Here is an 18,685-nt window from a genome sequence, read left to right as displayed (position 1 = left end):
ACCGTGTATTGCCGATGGAGGCATTCGTTATACCGGCGATATGGTAAAAGCACTGGCTGCCGGCGCCAATACAGTGATGATGGGCAGTGTATTTGCAGGTGTGGAAGAAAGCCCTGGCGATACCATTATATACGAAGGCCGTAAATTTAAAGAATACCGCGGTATGGGCAGTCTTGGTGCCATGAGCCAGGGCAGCGGCGACCGCTATTTTCAGGATGTGGAAGATGATATTAAAAAATTTGTACCCGAAGGTATTGAAGGGAGAGTGGCTTATAAAGGCAATCTAAGTGAAATTGTTTACCAGTTTGCAGGTGGTTTAAGAGCGGGAATGGGTTATTGCGGCGCAGCCAATATTAAAGCTTTACAAAATGCCACTTTCATCAAAATTACCAATGCCGGTATGAAGGAAAGCCATGCACACGATATTGATATTACCAAGGAAGCACCCAACTATAGCAGAAAATAATTGTATGTACCCGGCTAATGGTACTACTATAATGCTTCTGTTGCGTCGCACACTTGTACTGCAACAAAACAACGCATCAAAGCCTCTTTAAAAAAAGGGGCTTTCTTATTTAAAATATTTTTTGTTAGTTTTTATGAACCCCTGTTTGGACAACTAATTTCAGCTTCATTACAACGGCAATGTTATAGGCTCTTTGCTTGGCTAATTCGGCTTTCTCACCTTCAAACAAACTATCTGTAACTGAAAAAAATAAATCAAGCCAACGCTTAAAATGTTTGTTTTCAATCATTTTTTTTTGATGAATTTTTCTATGCTTTTGCAATGGGTTTCCTAAATAACCACCGGTATAAAACAAAGCATTTTCCCAAAATAAATATTGGCGTTCCAAATGTTTCTGCCATTGTGCTTCCGATAAAGCAGTAAAATAGGGCCACAACAGGGCATCCTTTTTTACTGCTGCATAAAAAGTATTGACCAGCAGTTCAATATCATTTCTATTTTCAATATCTTTTTTCATGAAAAAATATCAGTAACAATACAATTAATGATTTGTTTTGCTATTCAAAATTTCGGTGCATATTTTCCCGGCAACTCCCATTTTATAAATCCTTTCGCTTAAATTTTCTTAAAGAAAAACCCATCGGCAATACTATCCACAAAAGCATCACCAGTAAAGTGGATATAATACCTGTTGTAGTTCCAAAAAAATTCTGAAAAATAGCACCGGTGTAACCCATTAGCGCCGAAACATCCATTTTGAGCAGAATTAATATTCTGCCCATATCCACCGGATTCAAAGCACTTAAAACCAACATTAAGTTTTCTAAAGGATAATCGGAAAATTGAAATAAAATAAATAAAATCAACCCATCAAATAATAAAGAGAAATACAACCACAATAATACTGCAATACCAATACCCTTGGCTTTATCGCGGGTATGCACCGCAGCCAATAAAGCAATGGCCACAAATATGGTAGTTAACAATAAACCCACCCCTACCAATATTAAACCGGTAGCAGTAAAAGAGTAAAGTAAAACCGGTATACCAATACCTATAAAAAATGCCAGTGTTAATGCCAGTGCTATACCACTGAATAAACTTAACCAGATATGTTTGCGTTGTAATGGCTGACTAACCAATAACTCTACAAATTCAGCACTATTGTAAACATAAATGGTTGAGAAAATAATACACACCAACGGTACCACTATTAATACAATATTCAATAAACTCAACAAGCCTTTGGTTGTATTATCTTCTAAATTAAAAACACTCATACCAATAGCCAGTAAAAAAATAGTATAAGCAATCACTATTTTATTACGCAGAATATCTGCAATAACATGTTTTATAATTTTTATCATGGTTAAATGGTTCTTTCAATTATTAAATATTTCTTATTTACTTTTCATAATAAAAGCAATGGCTCTTGACAATTTTGCTTCACCAGTATCTTTTTGTAGATTTTGCAAAGATTTGTGAAACAACAAATTCCCGTCTTGCATATAAATAACCTGTGTAACCAAATCATCCAGCTCACTTAAAATATGAGAAGTAATGATGATTAATTTGCCGCGCTCTTTTTCTTTTACAATTTTTTCTTTCAATATTTCAGAAGCTATGGGGTCTAAGCCTGCAGTAGGCTCATCCAGAATTAATACATCCGGATTAAATAAAAAAGCCAGGGCAGCACTAACCCTTTGTGTAGTTCCCCCAGAAAGCGTACGCATTCGTTTCTCCATAATGGTGGGTAATCCAAATGAATGCAACAGTTCTTCATCTAATGGCCCATGGTGTTCGGCTTTACGTATATCCTTCATCATCGCAAAAGCATGCCCGATAGTCATATTTTCAGGATATCGGCCAATTTGAGGCATATAGCCAATATGCCTGCGATATTCCCAATTGTGTAAAATGTTTAATCCGTTAAATGTTATAAAACCACTATCAGGAACTACCATACCCAATATGCTTTTTACTAAAGTAGTTTTACCACTGCCATTTGGGCCAATTAATGCAATGCATTCGCCTTTATTACAGTTTACCGATACATTGTTTAATACCGTAAGCCTGCCGAATTTTTTAGTAACATTGGTTGCAATAATCATAATCGTAAAGGTTTCATATATGGAAATTTGTCCACTAAATTTTCAGGCGTTAAACTGGGTAAAATTTTCTCTGTTTTATCGAATAGTGTGGCCATAAAACTTCTAAACAAAATCATTGCCGTAGGATTTTCAGCAACAATCATTGAAAACATACTTACCGGATGATAGGGAACATCGCCAACACCATCTTTATTCAAATCGTACCCTTCATATTTATCCCAATAATTTTTGTTAAAAGTATTTTCAACCAACGAGCCATTGGTAGCAATGTCGAAACTGTTGGCTAAAAAGTTATTATGCGTAATGGTATTTTGAATACTGTTAGCCTGAATTTTAACAGCCCATCCATTTTTTATGAATGTATTTTTTTCAACCAACACACGGGTGGCACCTTCAAAAAAAATAGCAGTGGTATTCCTTAGAAAAGTGTTTCCGGAAATATGACTATCGGTAATTTCTTTTAAAAAAATACCATAACAGCCATCGCCCCAATTATCTTCAAATACATTATTAAACATCTTAACCCCATGTGTAAACATTACAGAAACACCGGCACTATTATTTTGAAATATATTGGCGATATAGGCATCATTGTGCGAAAACATAAAATGCAACCCGTATCTCGAATTTTTGATTGACCGATTTTTCCAAATCAGCGAATTGGTTACAAATTCAAAATAAATACCATCACGATGGCCGGTTACCATATTACCAATAATGTTTAAGCTGTCGCATTTCCAGCAATGAATACCGTTGCCACTTTGCTGATCGGTTTTGGCATAAGCAGTTAAACGATTATTTTTTATGATACAATTAGTAGCACCCTGTAAATAAATCCCAAAAAAGGTATCTTCTAATACATTATTTTCAATATTAATATTTTTTACATCGTAAACTTTAATACCGGCAATATCAATAAGGCTGGATGTGCCGGAGTGTATTAATTTAAATCCTTTTATGGTTACCTCATTAGCCCTTACTGAAATCATCTGGTATGTATGTTCCCCATCAATAACCGGATAATTTTCGCCCAATAAAACGAGCGGCTTTTCGATGATAATATTTTTTTCTTTATAAATACCTGGAGCTACCCAAACAGTATCGCCATTTTTTGCTGCGGTTACAGCCTGTTGTATACTAACATATGCATGGCCCTTGCCAACATAAACGATTGCAGCATGAATGGGGATACAATACACACCACACATGAAGCCTATGCACAATAAAAAAGATTTCATATTTTACAAAATATTACAAAGAAAATTCAGGTAACATGCTTTGGCCTTTCTATATTTCAAGGTTTGGGAATAGCTATCATTTCATTCCATTCCATTACAGTACCTGTATATTTTTCAAGCGCCTGTTTAGCATCAGCAACATTGTTGAAGGCAGCAATATCCCCATTCATGGGGCTATGCAATTGATCACTCTTAATTAAAACAGTATTTTCAGCAGGAATGAGTTGATGGTCATTTTCAAAATTTACAAAATAAATTTTCCCATTTTCGGTTTCTGCGGTATGATCATGCATAAAAGTAACAATACAATGCACATCATCAAACTTATATATCTTTCCTTTTCGGGTAATTAATTCAGCACCAAAGCGATAATCACTATAGGGCATTTTACAATAACTACACTTATCCGTTCCAACAATCAGTGGGGCAGGTTTTGTATTACATGACAATATTAGAAAAGCCATTGCAACAACCATAACGGCAGCAGGATGACCAAGTGTTTTAGCTATTTTTTTTACATCCATCCATTCTTTAATATTAACACCCAACAACAATAAACCCACGCCTACAAAAAGCCATCCGCCCAAGGCGGGAATTGAATACGCACCAAAATTCAGCAACTGTTTAAACCCAATGAATGGTGGTTGATAAGCCATCCCCGGCACAATAATCGGCGCTTCCGGATTGAGGTTGTGGCCATAATTGTATTCCCATCTCCAAAAATCAAACATCGCAACAATGCCAAATAATACAAACAAAACAATCAATGTTTGCACCATCCATCTTTTTCCAAAAAAAGCAGCAATAAAAAATAAAACAGCAAAACCAACTATAATACCCGGCAGTATAGAAAATTCAAAAAAATCTTCAGTCCGTAAATGTTTCATTCCAATATAATGGTTTAAACCATTAATGATATCAATATTACCGCCCAAATGACTGGGATAAATAAACATACTTAATCCTTCCGGATATTGTGGTGCCGATAAATCGATACGCCACATGGGCACTTTTACTACGATTAATAATGCAATACCGCCTATTGTCAGAAGAATACGACTAATTTTTGAGATATGGAAATGATTGGCCATGATAAAAAATTTAAAGAAATAAACTACCGGAATCGTGATGTATTCCGGTAGTTGGCTTTAGAATAGGGGTAAGATTATTTATCGAGCAAAGGGGGTGCCGTTGCGGCATCAGGAATATTTTTACCTGTGCTAAAAGTAAGAGGCACGTTGCTATTTGCAGGAGAAACTCTTACATAACCCTGCATTTCCTGATGCAGTGCGCTGCAAAAATCGGTGCAATAAAATGGATATATACCGGGTTTTTCAGGACTCCATTTATAGGTTTGTGTTTCACCGGGCATAACCAGTAATTCAGCATTATTAGGCACACCTTTAATGGCAAAACCATGCGGTAGATCCCAATCCTGCTCCAGGTTGGTAACATGCCAGTATACCTCATCTCCCACTTTTATACCTTCAATATTATCGGGTGAAAAATGTGAACGAATTTGCGTGATATAAATATCTACACGCTTGCCATTACGAACCACTTTTGAATCAGCTTCACCTTTTGTTACATAAGGATTTTGATTTTTATTGATATCGAAATATTTTACTGATTTATCTCTGATGAGTGAAGCGGCTACCGCTTGTGCATAGTGTGGCTCACCAACGGTAGGAAAATCGAGTAGTAATTTCATTTTATCTCCACTAATATCAAACAACTGCGCTGCCTGTGCCAGTTCGGGACCTGTTGGCAAATACCTGTCTTTAGTAATTTTATTATATACAATTACATATTTACCATTTGGTTTTTTGGTATCGCCACCTGGAATACATAAGTGGCCGGGTGAGTAATAAGTAGGTTCTCTGTCAATTACTTTTAAATCTTTAATATTCCATTTTACAATTTCTGAAGAAACAAACATGGTGGTAATAGCATTACCTCTTCCATCAAACTCTGTGTGCAATGGGCCTAAACCTGGTTTTTTAACTTCACCATACAATGCAGCTTCATATTCAATTACAGGAATACCATCATAATTACCAATAAATTTTTTATTGGCAATAGCCTGTTGAATTTTATTAAAACTAAATACTGGAATTAATGCGGCTAATTTTCCACTGCCAACAATATATTCACCGGATGGATCCACATCACAACCATGTGGCGATTTGGGGCAGGGAATAAAATAACAAACATCTTTAAAATCTTTTGCATCCAACACCAATACCTGTTTTTCAATAGTAGAAGTGGCCATGTGTTTATTTTCATCATACACATTGTGTGCATATTGAACTGCTTCTGTTTTGCCTTTACCTTGTTTGGCATATTCTTCTAATTTTTTCCAGTTTACTGCCAGAATAAAATCTTTATCGCGTTGTGATGCATTCACTTCTAATAGTGTATTGGCTTGCTCGGTATTATAGCAAGAGAAGAAAAACCAGTCGTGCGATTTATTTTTTCCGGCATGACTCAAATCAAAATCAACCGGAGGTAGCTGCAATTGAAATGCCAGATTCATATTGCCGGAATTTTTATCTACACTAATAAAACTAATGGATGCTTTAAAATTTTTACGGTATGAATTAATAGGCACATCTCCATTATCATTATCCATCGGTACTGCAAAGCGGGTACCTGCTACCACATACTCGGTATTTTCTGTAATAAACGGTGAGGAGTGGTTACCTGCACTATTGGGCAATTCCAAAATTTCAGCAGTTTTGAATGTAGTTAAATCAACTCTTGCTACACGAGGGGTATTATTGGCATTGGCAAAAATCCAGCGACCATCTATTTCGCCATTGGTTTGCGATAATTCCAAATGGTGCTGATCATCCCAAGGTACAAAACCATGCGATGTATTGAGCATGGGTTTGGTTTCTTCACTATAACCATATCCGTTTTCAGGAAAAACAGAAAAAATGGGTACAATTTTCAGTAAGCGGCCCGAAGGTAATCCGTAAACGCTTAACTGGCCATTGAAACCACCGGATACAAAGTTGTAAACCTCATCGTATTTTCCCGGTGCTACATATACACGTTGTGCAGCATCGCCACTTACGGCATCACTGGCATTTTTGGGTTTGCAGGAAAAAAGACCGCCCATTACAAGCAGAGATATCCATGCATAGTTAAAAAAGTTATTCTTTTTCATATTTGTTAAATTTTATAAATGATAATTGAGTTATTTTACACCATCATTTTTACGCATAAACTCATACACTTCTCTGGCTTCCTGATCGGTTAAATGTTGGTTAGGCATACGTACCAGACAAATTTCAAGCATGGCTTGTGCTTTGGGATCTTTTGTTAGCATATCATCTGTATTGGTAACAAAATTCATAATCCACTCCGGTGTATGGCGTTGTGTAACACCTTTCCAACCGGGACCAACTAACTTTTCATCGGTTAGTTTATGGCAGGCACTGCATTTAACGGTGTACACTTTATTGCCTGCTTCTGCCATCGCTGCATCAAGCGTAGAACTCACCTCCACATGGGTGAATTTGCCCTCTCCCCTGTTGGGATCGTAAGATGGATTGCTACTTGAAGCCGTTTCTGAAGTGGCAGCACTAGCACTGCCGGAAGTATTTGCAGTTGTTTCATTTTTTTCGCCTGAATTGCTGCAGGCAACCATCAATAATCCAAAAATGCTTAAAATAATCAGCTTTTTCATGTTAATTTTAAATTTAAATTGTATTGTTTAGTTAAGTGTTGAAAGAACAGGATGTAACAAACTTTTTATTTTTTTTCATTGTTGTCCGACTAAAATTGTAAAATAATGGTTCAAACCCTTTACAGAAGTATATTTCAGCCGATTTCAAAAGATGGGGGAAGACCCCCTCCAATTTTGAAACAACCATTTTTTAGCCTGTAATCCTTTACAACAAAGAATTACAGCGATTTTTAAGTTAAGTTTTGTCGGACAATAATGATTTTTTTTCAACACAAGATTACAAAGCGTGATGGCACCGTTTTATGCGTAGAATCATATTGCATTTATCAACCCGAATTGCAGGAAAAACGATAATTGCAGATTTTTATTAAAACCCTTTGTACATCAATATTTCAGCAGATGCTTCGATTGAACATTTCAAAAAAACATGACGAAAATCATGTGCCCAACTGCTTAATATCATGTTCAGGAAACTCTGTGGCATCTAATTTTATGCTTCATCAGAATCAAAATGCCATGATAGATGCAGACTTATTACTTTCTTTTGGGGCTACCTACAAAAAAACAGCAGCCAATGAAGTGATTTTCCGTGAAGGAGATGAATGTCATTTTTATTATCAATTAGTTGAAGGTTCTGTAAGATGGATCAATATCAATGAGGAAGGAAAAGAATTTATTCAGGATATGATTGAACCCGGCGAACCCATTGGTGAACTGCCGTTATTTGATGAGGGACCATACGCTGCCACTGCAGTTTCGAATAAAGAAAGTATTATTTTAAGATTACAAAAACATCATTTTCACCAATTAATAAAAGAAGAACCGGAGATTCATTTTATGTTTTCGCAATTATTGGCCAAAAGATTAAGATTTAAATTCTTAATGTCGAAAGAACTGGCGAATAACAAACCAGAAGAAAAAATATGCAGCCTGTTAACTTATTTCAAAAACAATAAAAAATTTTTTTGCCCCAAGTGCAATATGGTACAACTAACACGCCAGCAAATAGCCGATATGACAGGCCTTCGCGTAGAAACGGTTATCAGAAGTATTCGCCAATTACAGGATAAAGGAAAATTGGCCATAGCAAAAGGAAAAGTATATTTCTGATAGTGTGCCTGTAAACAAACATTTTATTTACAACAATCATGAATGTTTAAAATATTTTATACTTTGGTATGATTGAAATCATATCGGCACACAAAATGCTGTTTTTACTTTGCAACGCTATGAAAGATGCCGCACAAAAATGGATATCCGTTAGTTTGTTCAACTTATTGATTGTAGCCATCATCGGCGTAACGCTTCGGTATAAGATTGCTTACGCACTGCCTGTTGTAAATCAAAAATATTTATTGCATGCCCACTCGCATTTTGCATTTACAGGCTGGGTTAGTATGGCATTAATGACGTTATTGGTGCAATATTTAGCCCATCATCAAAACCCGCATGCTTTTAAAAAATACAAACCGGTTTTATGGGCTAATTTAATGGCTGCTTATGGCATGTTGTTTACTTTCCCTTTTGAAGGGTATGCTGCAGCTTCTATCACTTTCTCTACCCTTTCTATTATAGTAAGTTATGTTTTTGCAGTTTTATATTGGAAGGATTTAAAGAAAATTCAGTGGTATAGTACCACACACGCCTATTTTAAAGCTGCGGTTTTATTCAATGCACTTTCTTCTATTGGTGTTTTTGCCTTAGCCTATATGATGGCTACCCAACATATTGAGCAGAACAATTATTTGGCTTCTGTATATTTTTTTCTACACTTTCAATACAATGGATGGTTTTTATTTGCCTGTTTGGGTTTATGGAATCATTTGTTAGAGCAAAGTGGCATGAATACAGAAAAATTAAAATGGTTATTTTATCTTTTTGCAGGTTCCTGTATACCAGATTATTTTCTGTCAGCACCATGGATACCCATTCCAACCATCGTTTATTGGCTGGTGGTAGCCGCTGCATTTGCCCAGGTAATTGCCTGGATAATGATGATACAAATTATACTGCAAAACAAAAAACAACTCTTAACACAGGTGCCACAGTTTACAAAAATTGTATTATTTCCGGTAGCCATTGCATTTAGTATAAAGTTGTTGTTGCAATTAGGTTCAGCCATTCCTGCATTAAGCACTTTAACTTATGGCTTTAGGCCAATTGTTATTGGCTATTTGCATTTGGTTTTGTTGGGGGTAATTTCCTTGTACATTATTGCGCATTGTTTGGTTTCAGAAATAATCATACTCACTCCGGGTATCAAAAAAGGTATGATTGTATTTATTGCCGGTATTTTACTCAATGAATTGCTATTGATGATAGAAGGAATTGCAGATTTATCTTACCACGCTGTTCCATATACGAATGAAGCATTGCTTTTTGCTGCGCTGGTATTAATGGCCGGAATTTTTGGGTTAAATTTTAAAAACAAACGTACATACTGACTTTAATCATAGTTTGTACTTTCTTACCGTTGTAGCTTTGTAAAAAAAGCTATGGAAAACATTTTGTCAGAACCACTTTTTTCCATTGTAGCACAATCGCCGGCAACAGGTGCAGTACTGGAAAAATTTCATGTTGATTATTGTCATCTAAGCAAAAAAACATTGGCTGAGGTTTGTGCTATCCAACAAATACCTGCTTCCGTAATAGCAAATGCTATTCAAAAAGTATTGGCATTCAAGCCAAATAACAACAGCAGCGATTTGAGCCAGCTTTCATTAACAGAACTTATCAATTATATTCTCAATAATTACCACGCCTATTTAAAAATACAGTTACCCGTGTTATTGGGGCAATTAGAAAAAGTAGCCAATAAACATGGTGAAAAATTTCCATTTTTATTAGATGTGTTTTTCTTTTTTGAGATGTGGAAAGATGAGATTTCTGCACATTTAATTTATGAAGAATCAAAGCTATTTCCGGCCATTACAGCTTTGGAAAAAAAACAACCAACAGACAATCAGGAAAATACCATGTCAGAATTAGATAAACTATTGCGCATCTTAGAAAAAGAACATGACCATTCTGATGATTTAATGGAAAAAATAAAAACGCTTACGCAAAATTTTACTGCACCTCCGCAAGCCTGTAAAACTTTTCAGCTCAGTTTCATCGCATTAAAAGATTTGTATCAAAATTTAGAGGAGCACCTGCAAATTGAAAACAACCTATTGATTCCTAAAGCAAAAAAACTTGCATTACTCTGACGCACGAACCACAACTAAAAATAATGACCACTTAACTTAAAAAAACAGGCACTTTCAAAAAAAAACCGAACTTTCGAGCGAAAAAATATATTTTGTTTGAAAAAGAGTCAACTGTTTTTTTTAAGTATTGCAAGTGGCCTGCTGTTGGTAGCATCCTGGCCGGTATCGCCCTTCACCTTTTGTATATTTTTTGCCTTTGTGCCTTTGCTTTGGATAGCAGCTTCTACCACTAAAATCCGTAGTTTTATAGGTTATGCATTTTTGAGCCTGTTGATATGGAATGTGGGTACCACCTGGTGGATTTGGAACTCGACCGATGTAGGCAGTATTGCTGCCATGATAGCCAATTCAATATTAATGTGCGTTCCTTTATGGGGCTATTTTAAACTGCGTTCTAAAACCAGTGCATTATTTGGTAGCATTGCATTCATTGTTTACTGGATGCTGTTTGAATGGATTCATTTAAACTGGCAATTAAGCTGGCCCTGGTTAACGCTTGGCAATGTGTTTGCTACCCATCCCAATTGGGTGCAATGGTATTCAGTTACCGGCGTTAGCGGTGGAACTTTATGGATTCTATTGGTCAATATTTTGTTGTTTCAACTGTTACAAAAACACCAAACCAGTCAACGCATTTCCAAACCATTAGCAGGCATTTTTTTGGCCATTTTGCTGCTACCGTTTATGATTGGATACCTATCTATCCCCACCATAAAAGCAGCTAATACGAGTACCAATGTGGTAATTGTGCAACCCAATATTGACCCCTATCAAAAATTTGAAACATTATCAACCCAAACACAAATAGAGCGTTTAATTCATTTATCAGATTCGGCCATGAATCAACAAACAACATTGCTTATATGGCCCGAAACTGCGTTGCCCGAACCGGTGGTTCAGAATGAATTGAATAATAGCCCTGTTTATCAACCGGTATTTCAGTTTATTCAGCAACACCCCAATATAACTTTATTAACCGGTTTAGAAAGCTATGTTTTGTACAGATTTGAAAAAGCTACTCCCACAGCACATACCATGCCCAATGGGCAATATTACGATGCATTTAACAGTGCAGTTGCCATACAGGCAGGTAGGCCTAACCAGTTTTACAATAAAAGTAAATTGGTACCCGGTGTAGAATCATTACCTACATTTTTAAATTTCATGGGCCCGGTCTTTGAAAAATTTGGAGGAACCACTGGTGGATATGGCCGCGATACGGCTGCCGTGGTTTTTTCTGAAACCAACAATCCCTACAAAATGGCACCTATTATTTGTTATGAAAGTATATATGGTGCTTATGTGGCAGAATATGTAAAAAAAGGCGCCAATTTATTAACTATTATCACCAATGATGGTTGGTGGGGCAATACACCCGGTCATTTACAGCATTTAGCCTATGCCCGTTTAAGAGCTATCGAAACCAGAAAATTTGTAGCCCGTAGTGCCAATACCGGAATTAGTGCAGTGATTGACCCATCGGGCAAAATTTTAACCCAAACAGATTACAACAAAGCTGCGGTAATTAAATTCAATATTCCTATTCCTGCTACATCCGGTAGTACCTTGTATGTAAAATGGGGCGATTGGTTATACAAACTGGCGGCATTTACAGCGTTATTGGTAATTTTATATCAATTGTTCAAATGGTGGCAATTGAAGATAAAAAGGTAATGGTATGATGGAAAGATATTGCAACTACAAAAACGGTAAACTGGCCTATCACAAAGTTGGAGCCGGACCTGTGGTACTCTTAATGCATGGATTTGGAGAAGATGCATCTATTTGGAATGCACAAGTTGCTTTTTTAAAAAATAATTTTACTGTAATTACACCATCTATTCCCGGAACGGGCAATGCCGATATGTTACAACCGCAAACAGGAAAAGAGGCTGTTGAAATGGAAGATTATGCGCAGGCAATTAAAAAAATAATTGAGGAAGAAAACATCACCCATTTTGTAATGTTGGGGCATAGTTTAGGCGGGTATATTACATTAGCTTTTGCGGCTTTGTATCCTGAGTTATTAAAGGGTTTTGGGCTCATTCATTCTACCGCATTTGCCGATAATGCCGAAAAAAAGGAAAACCGTTTAAAAGGCATCCGGGTAATGGAAGAATATGGTGCCTATGCTTTTATCAAAACTACCATCCCTAATTTATTTGCCGCACGTTTTAAGGCAGCACATCCCGAAAAAATAGATCTGTTAATAGAACGGGCAAAAAACAGCAATACACAGGCATGTCAGCAATATTATGAAGCTATGCGTTTGCGGCCAGACAGAACCAATGTTTTAAAAAATGCAGATTGTCCGGTTTTGTTTATTATGGGTACAGAAGATAAAGCTGCACCTATAGAAGATGTATTACAACAATCACATTTGCCCAACTGTTCTTATGTGTATATTCTTCCTGAAACAGGCCACATGGGCATGTGGGAGGAAACAGAAAAAGTAAATCAGCATATCAACAGTTTTTTAAAATCTGTATATCACACGCTTGCCGATGCATAAGAAGCAGTGAATAGAGCATAAAACTTTATACCGTTTGAAAAAGATTTTATTGATAATTATAATATTGATGGCAGTTGCACATCTGGCACGGGCCAGGCATGTAGCCGGTGGTGAATTGTTTTATAAATATTTAGGGCCCGGCACAACACCCGGCACCAACAGCTATCAGGTTACTTTGCGTTTGTTTAGAGACTGTGCTTCAACAGGGCCATTATTGCAATCTGAAAATGTGATAGTAGGATTTTATGATGGAACCACATTGGTAAAATCATTGGGCCTGCCATTAACAGGTGGCATCACCACCATTCAGTTAAATACAGCTAATTTTCCCTGTCTGGTGGGCAATGTAAGCGTGTGTTATCAAATTGCATTATATACCAACACAATTGATTTACCGATTAATGCCAACGGTTATACACTTTCCAGAATGGGTTGCTGCCGTATTGATAATATCTCAAACCTTACCAATAACAATGTAGGTAGCGATTATGTAACTTTTTTGCCGGGTACCAATACTCTGCCCGTTGGCCACAATAGCAGCCCTGAATACAAAATAAAAGATACAACATTGGTTTGCGCCAATAAAAAATTCAATTTGGATTTCAGTGCCGTGGACCCCGATAATGATTCGTTAAGTTACTCTTTTTGCGACGCTTATTCGGCACCCAATACCGGACAAAATCAGGCACCACCGCAATTTTTAACCTTAACGCCTGTACCTTATGGCGGCGGCTATAGTGGCACTATGCCATTGGGCAATCAGGTAACCATTAACCCTGTTACCGGCATTATTAGTGGTATTGCACCTCCGGCCGGACAATATGTAGTGAATGTTTGTATTGCTGAATTCAGAAATGGGCAACAAATTGGTTATCATCGAAAAGATTTTATTTTAAAAGTACAATCCTGCGATATTATTGAAGCAGACCTACCTTCCAGTATTGTAAACTGTAAAGATTTTACGGTTTATTTTGAAAACCAATCTACTTCATCATCTATTCTTTCTTATAACTGGACGGTAGGTGATCCCGCTAATCCATCCTTTTCAGCCAATACACCTACCCTTCAATACACCTACCTCGATACTGGCCGTTTTGTGGCACATTTAACGGTTACCGGACCCAATTCCTGTGTGGGTACCGATAGCACCATTGTAATGGTTTACCCAGGCTACAAAGCTGATTTTAGTGTGCAGGGTGATTGTTATTTAAGGCCATTTCAATTTACAGATAAGAGTACAGCTAAATATGGCACCGTTAGTAAATGGCAATGGAATTTTGGGGATCCTAATTCAAATGCGGCTACTTCTAAACAACAAAACCCTTCCTATACCTACTCCGCGCCGGGTACGGTAAATGTTACACTTATTTCGCAAAGCGATAAAGGGTGTATTGACACTGCCAAACAATCAGTAATTATATATAGTAATCCGCCATTGCAGTTGCCTTTTCGCGATACGTTGATTTGCAGTATTGATACCCTTCAACTGCAATCGGCCAGCATTGGCGCTTATAGTTGGGTACCTAATTATAACATCATTAATCCCAATGCACCCAATCCTTTTGTTTATCCCAAAATTACTACTACTTATCAGGTAACAGTAAACAACAATGGCTGTGTGAGTAAAGATAGTATTCGCGTTCGAGTATTAGATTCCATTTCCGTAAAAGTAGTGCCCGATACAACGGTTTGTTTAAGTGATACGTTTCGGTTATATCCGGTAAGTGAAGCGTTGGGCTATGAATGGTTTCCCACTACAGGAATAGATAACCCAAAATTAAAAAACCCGTTATTTCAACCCACTACTTCTACCAACTATCGGCTCATCGCTAATTTAGGTAAATGTAGAGATACGGCTTATACCCGTATTATTGCCGACCCATATCCACAAGCCAATGCAGGCCCCGATGTAGGTATTTGTTTTGGAGGACGAACACAATTAAATGCAACCACCAATGCCTCTGCATTTGAATGGAGCCCGAATAAAAATATGCTGAATGGCAATACGCTACAACCTATTGTGGCACCGGGCAATACAACCCCGTATACATTGACTGTACGGTATGATACAGGCTGCATTAAACCCATTACCGATACTATTTTGGTAACAGTGTATACACCGGTAAAAGTGCATGCAGGAAATGATACTGCCGTAGTAGTAAACCAACCTTTGCAATTATTGGCCACCAGTAATTATGATGGAGACAGTACCGGCATTATTGTGCAATATACCTGGCTCCCTGCTACTTATTTAACTAACCCTACCATTCCAAATCCTATTGCCACTTTTAATACCACCATGGCCGATTCTATTCAATACACCGTAACTGCAACAAACAGCGTAGGATGTACAGGTACTGATAAATTATGGGTACGGGTTTTCAGAACCGGCCCCGATATTTTTATACCAACTGCTTTTACCCCCAACCATGATAATAAAAATGATATACTGAAACCCATTCCCGTTGGTATAACCGATTTACGATATTTTAACATTTATAATAGATGGGGGCAACTTATTTTTACCACACATCAAATTGGGGAAGGTTGGGATGGCACTTATAATGGCAGCATGCAGCCGGCAGGTACGTATGTTTATACCGCAGAAGGAATAGATTTTACAAGTAAAAAAATTTATAAAAAGGGAACAGTGGTACTCATCAGATAAGCAGCAAAATAAAGTGTGCATTCATCTTGTATAAAAATCCAATAATTCATTTGAAAAATCATCATTCATTCAATTCACCAAAGAGCTGATGCGGAAGTTGCCATGCGGAAATTTTTACTAATAAGTGTTTTATTGATGTTTTTGGTACAACATGCCAATGCAGTGCATATTGCAGCAGGAGAATTAAGCTATTTATACCAGGGTGCAGGCTCCTCACCCAACACGGCTAAATATTTAATTACCATGCGTTTGTTCAGAGAGTGCAATGCTCCCGCAAATTCAGCACCGTTGAATGGAGAAAATGTAACGGTTGGCATTTATGATAAAGCAACTGCCACCTATATTACCTCTATCAAACTGGCACAGCAATTTGCTGGCAATCCACCCACAATTCAAAACACACAAGGCATCAATCCCTGCTTAACCGGTAATCCGGTGGCTTGTTATCAGGTAGGCACCTATAGCAGTACCATTGAATTGCCGATTAATACAGGCGGTTACACCCTTTCATGGGTTCGTTATTCAAGAGCAGTGGTTCAAAATGTAGCAGGCAGCAGTGTTGGCGCTACCTTTACTGCCGAAATTCCCGGCACACAGCAATTACCTGTAGGCACCAACAGCAGCCCTGTTTTTACCATTAGTGATACGACCATTGTATGTAAAAACACAGGATTTACTTTCAATTACTCAGCTTCTGATCCTGATGGAGATTCATTGGCCTATAAATTTGCGCCGGCATACGACGGTACACCCGGTAATTACACTGTAAGCACTAATCCCGATCCTGATCCCAGCCTTATTCCCACTTTACAACCCGTTTTAGTAAATTATATAGCACCTTACTCGGGGCTTAGTCCATTGGGTAGCGGTGTTACTATTGACGTTCACACCGGTTTAATTTCAGGTATTGCACCACCGGCAGGAAAATATGTGGTATGTGTAATTGTAGAAGAATGGCGTAATAGCGTTTTATTAGACCATCACCGAAAAGATTTTATATTAACGATTGGCGATTGTTCGGTAAATGGCGCCAGCCTCAATCCGAAATACATTAACTGCAACAATTTTACATTTAACTTTTTTAATGAGAGTACCAATCCAAACATACAGTCGTATGCCTGGAAATTTGGCGATTTAAAAAATCCGTTGAAAGATACTTCAACAAGTCCAAAACCCACTTATACTTATTCAGATACCGGAACTTTTGTAATGAAATTAAAAGTAACCGCAACCGGCGGTTGCGAAGATTCTGCAACTGCTCAGGTATCTGTTTTTCCCGGATTCAAAGCCGATTTTTCTGTTTCTGGTAGTTGTATTTTAAATCCTTATCAGTTTAAAGATGCAAGTACTACCAAATATGGAATCATAAACGGCTGGCAATGGAACTTTGGAGATGCCAACACAACATCAGATACGTCTTCCCAACAAAATCCAACATACACTTATGCTTCCACAGGAACTAAAACTGTATTCTTTACCGTATACAGCTCTAAAGGTTGTACCGATACACTTTCTAAAACCATTACCGTTCCCGATAAACCTTTCTTGAGTTTACCTTTTCATGATACACTGATTTGTAGTATAGATACCTTACCATTAATAGCCAACAGCCCCGGCAGTAGTTTTCAATGGACGAGTATGCAGGCACCGGGTAGTATTATCAATGCTACTGCGCCGAACCCACAGGTACATCCAAAAGACACGGCAACTTATGTGGTAACTGTAAATAATAATGGCTGTATTAATAAAGATTCCATACAGGTAAATGTACTACAGTTCATTACCATTAATGCCGGCCCCGATACCAGTATTTGCAAAACCGATACCTTACAGTTTAATCCTGTAAGTTATGCACTCAGTTATAAATGGACGAGCATTAACGGTATACCCATTGCGCCGGTTAAGAATCCAAAAGTAGCCCCACTTACTAATACTACTTATTATGTGCAAGCCAACTTAGGCAAATGCCCTGCTTATGATACGGTTAACGTACAGGTATTTCCGTACCCAACCGTTCAGGCTTCGGGCAATGCTATTATTTGTTTTGGCAATCGCACCCAATTAAGTGGCAATACCAATGCAGATAATTTTAGCTGGTCGCCGATAAACACGCTGCTCAATGCCAATACATTACAACCCATTGCAGGCCCTAACCAAACTACCCATTATGTTTTAACCGGGCAAAATAACAGTGGTTGTATTAAACCCGTAACAGATACTGTATTGGTAAAAGTGGTACAGCCCATACAAATTAATGTGGGAAATGATACTTCAGTAGTACTCAATCAACCTCTGCAATTACAGGCTTTATTAGCAGATAGCAGCCATTTTGGATATAATTGGACACCATCAGGATATCTCAATAATTCCCTAAGCGCTCATCCCATTGCAACCATTACAAGCCCCATTAACGAAATTAGATTTAAGGTAAGAGCTACCGATTCTACTTCCGGATGTTTTGGGGAAAACAGTTTAATGGTTAAAGTATATAATTCAGGGCCTGATATACTGGTACCCAAGGCCTTTACACCCAATGGCGATGGTAAAAACGATATTATGCGACCAATCTTATTAGGAATAAGTCGTTTAGATTTTTTTAGTATTTATAACCGTTGGGGGCAACTAATTTACACCACTTCACAACCCAATGCAGGATGGGATGGCACCATGAATGGAACTGCACAACCCAGTGGGGCTTATGTGTTCATCGCAAAAGGAATGGATTATTTAGGCAATACCATTTCAAAAAATGGCACAGTCATATTAATCAGGTAATTTTGCAATCAC

The 18,685-nt window shown here is 37.5% G+C and carries 15 protein-coding genes; 8 read left to right on the top strand and 7 right to left on the bottom strand.

Annotation, left to right across the window (positions count from 1 at the left end; genetic code table 11):
* The coding region (locus A0F92_RS01595; protein WP_253810043.1) for an IMP dehydrogenase at positions 1-466 on the top strand (466 nt) is incomplete at its 5' end.
* A 124-nt stretch (positions 467-590) separates the two neighbouring features.
* Here the strand turns inward: A0F92_RS01595 and A0F92_RS01590 are convergent.
* The 7 genes from A0F92_RS01590 to A0F92_RS01560 all read right to left on the bottom strand — a co-directional run bounded on the left by A0F92_RS01590 (position 591) and on the right by A0F92_RS01560 (position 7,509).
* Positions 591-983: a group III truncated hemoglobin gene (locus A0F92_RS01590; RefSeq protein WP_068241004.1), complete on the bottom strand. Its 393-nt coding sequence runs from the start codon at positions 981-983 to the stop codon at positions 591-593.
* A gap of 82 nt (positions 984-1,065) precedes the next feature.
* Positions 1,066-1,833 (bottom strand): ABC transporter permease subunit, encoded by a 768-nt coding sequence (locus A0F92_RS01585; protein WP_068241002.1) that lies wholly within the window; start codon positions 1,831-1,833, stop codon positions 1,066-1,068.
* Between the two features lie 33 nt (positions 1,834-1,866).
* The gene (locus tag A0F92_RS01580; protein ID WP_068241001.1) at positions 1,867-2,577 is read right to left on the bottom strand and encodes an ABC transporter ATP-binding protein; all 711 of its coding nucleotides are present in this window, start codon (positions 2,575-2,577) and stop codon (positions 1,867-1,869) included.
* Positions 2,574-3,815 (bottom strand): nitrous oxide reductase family maturation protein NosD, encoded by a 1,242-nt coding sequence (locus tag A0F92_RS01575; protein ID WP_068241000.1) that lies wholly within the window; start codon positions 3,813-3,815, stop codon positions 2,574-2,576. Before A0F92_RS01575 ends, A0F92_RS01580 begins: the two co-directional genes overlap by 4 nt.
* 56 nt (positions 3,816-3,871) lie before the next feature.
* Positions 3,872-4,906: a nitrous oxide reductase accessory protein NosL gene (locus A0F92_RS01570; protein WP_068240998.1), complete on the bottom strand. Its 1,035-nt coding sequence runs from the start codon at positions 4,904-4,906 to the stop codon at positions 3,872-3,874.
* Between the two features lie 74 nt (positions 4,907-4,980).
* Positions 4,981-6,987 carry a Sec-dependent nitrous-oxide reductase gene (gene nosZ, locus A0F92_RS01565; RefSeq protein ID WP_068240996.1) on the bottom strand — a complete coding sequence of 669 codons (2,007 nt, stop codon included), beginning with the start codon at positions 6,985-6,987 and terminating at the stop codon, positions 4,981-4,983.
* Between the two features lie 30 nt (positions 6,988-7,017).
* On the bottom strand, positions 7,018-7,509 hold the full coding sequence (locus A0F92_RS01560; RefSeq protein WP_068240993.1) for a c-type cytochrome: 492 nt from the start codon (positions 7,507-7,509) through the stop codon (positions 7,018-7,020).
* Between the two features lie 492 nt (positions 7,510-8,001).
* Between A0F92_RS01560 and A0F92_RS01555 the strand changes: the two genes are divergently transcribed.
* The 7 genes from A0F92_RS01555 (at position 8,002) to A0F92_RS01525 (ending at position 18,673) form a co-directional block, all read left to right on the top strand.
* A complete protein-coding gene (locus tag A0F92_RS01555) occupies positions 8,002-8,619 on the top strand; it encodes a Crp/Fnr family transcriptional regulator (RefSeq protein ID WP_253810040.1) in 618 nt (205 codons plus the stop codon).
* A gap of 68 nt (positions 8,620-8,687) precedes the next feature.
* On the top strand, positions 8,688-9,953 hold the full coding sequence (locus A0F92_RS01550; RefSeq protein WP_167516728.1) for a hypothetical protein: 1,266 nt from the start codon (positions 8,688-8,690) through the stop codon (positions 9,951-9,953).
* 51 nt (positions 9,954-10,004) lie between these two features.
* Positions 10,005-10,718 carry a hemerythrin domain-containing protein gene (locus A0F92_RS01545; RefSeq protein WP_068240990.1) on the top strand — a complete coding sequence of 238 codons (714 nt, stop codon included), beginning with the start codon at positions 10,005-10,007 and terminating at the stop codon, positions 10,716-10,718.
* 96 nt (positions 10,719-10,814) lie between these two features.
* The gene (gene lnt, locus A0F92_RS01540) at positions 10,815-12,392 is read left to right on the top strand and encodes an apolipoprotein N-acyltransferase (RefSeq protein ID WP_068240988.1); all 1,578 of its coding nucleotides are present in this window, start codon (positions 10,815-10,817) and stop codon (positions 12,390-12,392) included.
* A 4-nt stretch (positions 12,393-12,396) separates the two neighbouring features.
* On the top strand, positions 12,397-13,230 hold the full coding sequence (locus A0F92_RS01535) for an alpha/beta fold hydrolase (RefSeq protein WP_068240986.1): 834 nt from the start codon (positions 12,397-12,399) through the stop codon (positions 13,228-13,230).
* Between the two features lie 34 nt (positions 13,231-13,264).
* Positions 13,265-15,898, top strand: a complete 2,634-nt coding sequence (locus A0F92_RS01530; protein ID WP_167516727.1) for a PKD domain-containing protein — start codon at positions 13,265-13,267, stop codon at positions 15,896-15,898.
* A 102-nt stretch (positions 15,899-16,000) separates the two neighbouring features.
* Entirely contained in the window at positions 16,001-18,673 is a 2,673-nt protein-coding gene (locus tag A0F92_RS01525) for a PKD domain-containing protein (RefSeq protein ID WP_167516726.1), read from the top strand.
* The last annotated feature ends 12 nt before the right edge of the window (positions 18,674-18,685 follow it).

It is taken from the genome of Hydrotalea flava, from assembly GCF_001623405.1.
Taxonomy (GTDB): Bacteria; Bacteroidota; Bacteroidia; order Chitinophagales; family Chitinophagaceae; genus Hydrotalea; species Hydrotalea flava.
Note: the sequence above shows the minus strand (reverse complement) of the source record. Positions and strands in the feature narration are given on the sequence as shown.

Coding starts and splice junctions, on each gene's coding strand:
- A0F92_RS01590 (WP_068241004.1), bottom strand. CDS start 983: ATGAAAAAAGATATTGAAAATAGAAATGATATTGAACTGCTGGTCAAT.
- A0F92_RS01585 (WP_068241002.1), bottom strand. CDS start 1,833: ATGATAAAAATTATAAAACATGTTATTGCAGATATTCTGCGTAATAAA.
- A0F92_RS01580 (WP_068241001.1), bottom strand. CDS start 2,577: ATGATTATTGCAACCAATGTTACTAAAAAATTCGGCAGGCTTACGGTA.
- A0F92_RS01575 (WP_068241000.1), bottom strand. CDS start 3,815: ATGAAATCTTTTTTATTGTGCATAGGCTTCATGTGTGGTGTGTATTGT.
- A0F92_RS01570 (WP_068240998.1), bottom strand. CDS start 4,906: ATGGCCAATCATTTCCATATCTCAAAAATTAGTCGTATTCTTCTGACA.
- nosZ (WP_068240996.1), bottom strand. CDS start 6,987: ATGAAAAAGAATAACTTTTTTAACTATGCATGGATATCTCTGCTTGTA.
- A0F92_RS01560 (WP_068240993.1), bottom strand. CDS start 7,509: ATGAAAAAGCTGATTATTTTAAGCATTTTTGGATTATTGATGGTTGCC.
- A0F92_RS01555 (WP_253810040.1), top strand. CDS start 8,002: ATGCTTCATCAGAATCAAAATGCCATGATAGATGCAGACTTATTACTT.
- A0F92_RS01550 (WP_167516728.1), top strand. CDS start 8,688: ATGATTGAAATCATATCGGCACACAAAATGCTGTTTTTACTTTGCAAC.
- A0F92_RS01545 (WP_068240990.1), top strand. CDS start 10,005: ATGGAAAACATTTTGTCAGAACCACTTTTTTCCATTGTAGCACAATCG.
- A0F92_RS01535 (WP_068240986.1), top strand. CDS start 12,397: ATGATGGAAAGATATTGCAACTACAAAAACGGTAAACTGGCCTATCAC.
- A0F92_RS01525 (WP_167516726.1), top strand. CDS start 16,001: ATGCGGAAATTTTTACTAATAAGTGTTTTATTGATGTTTTTGGTACAA.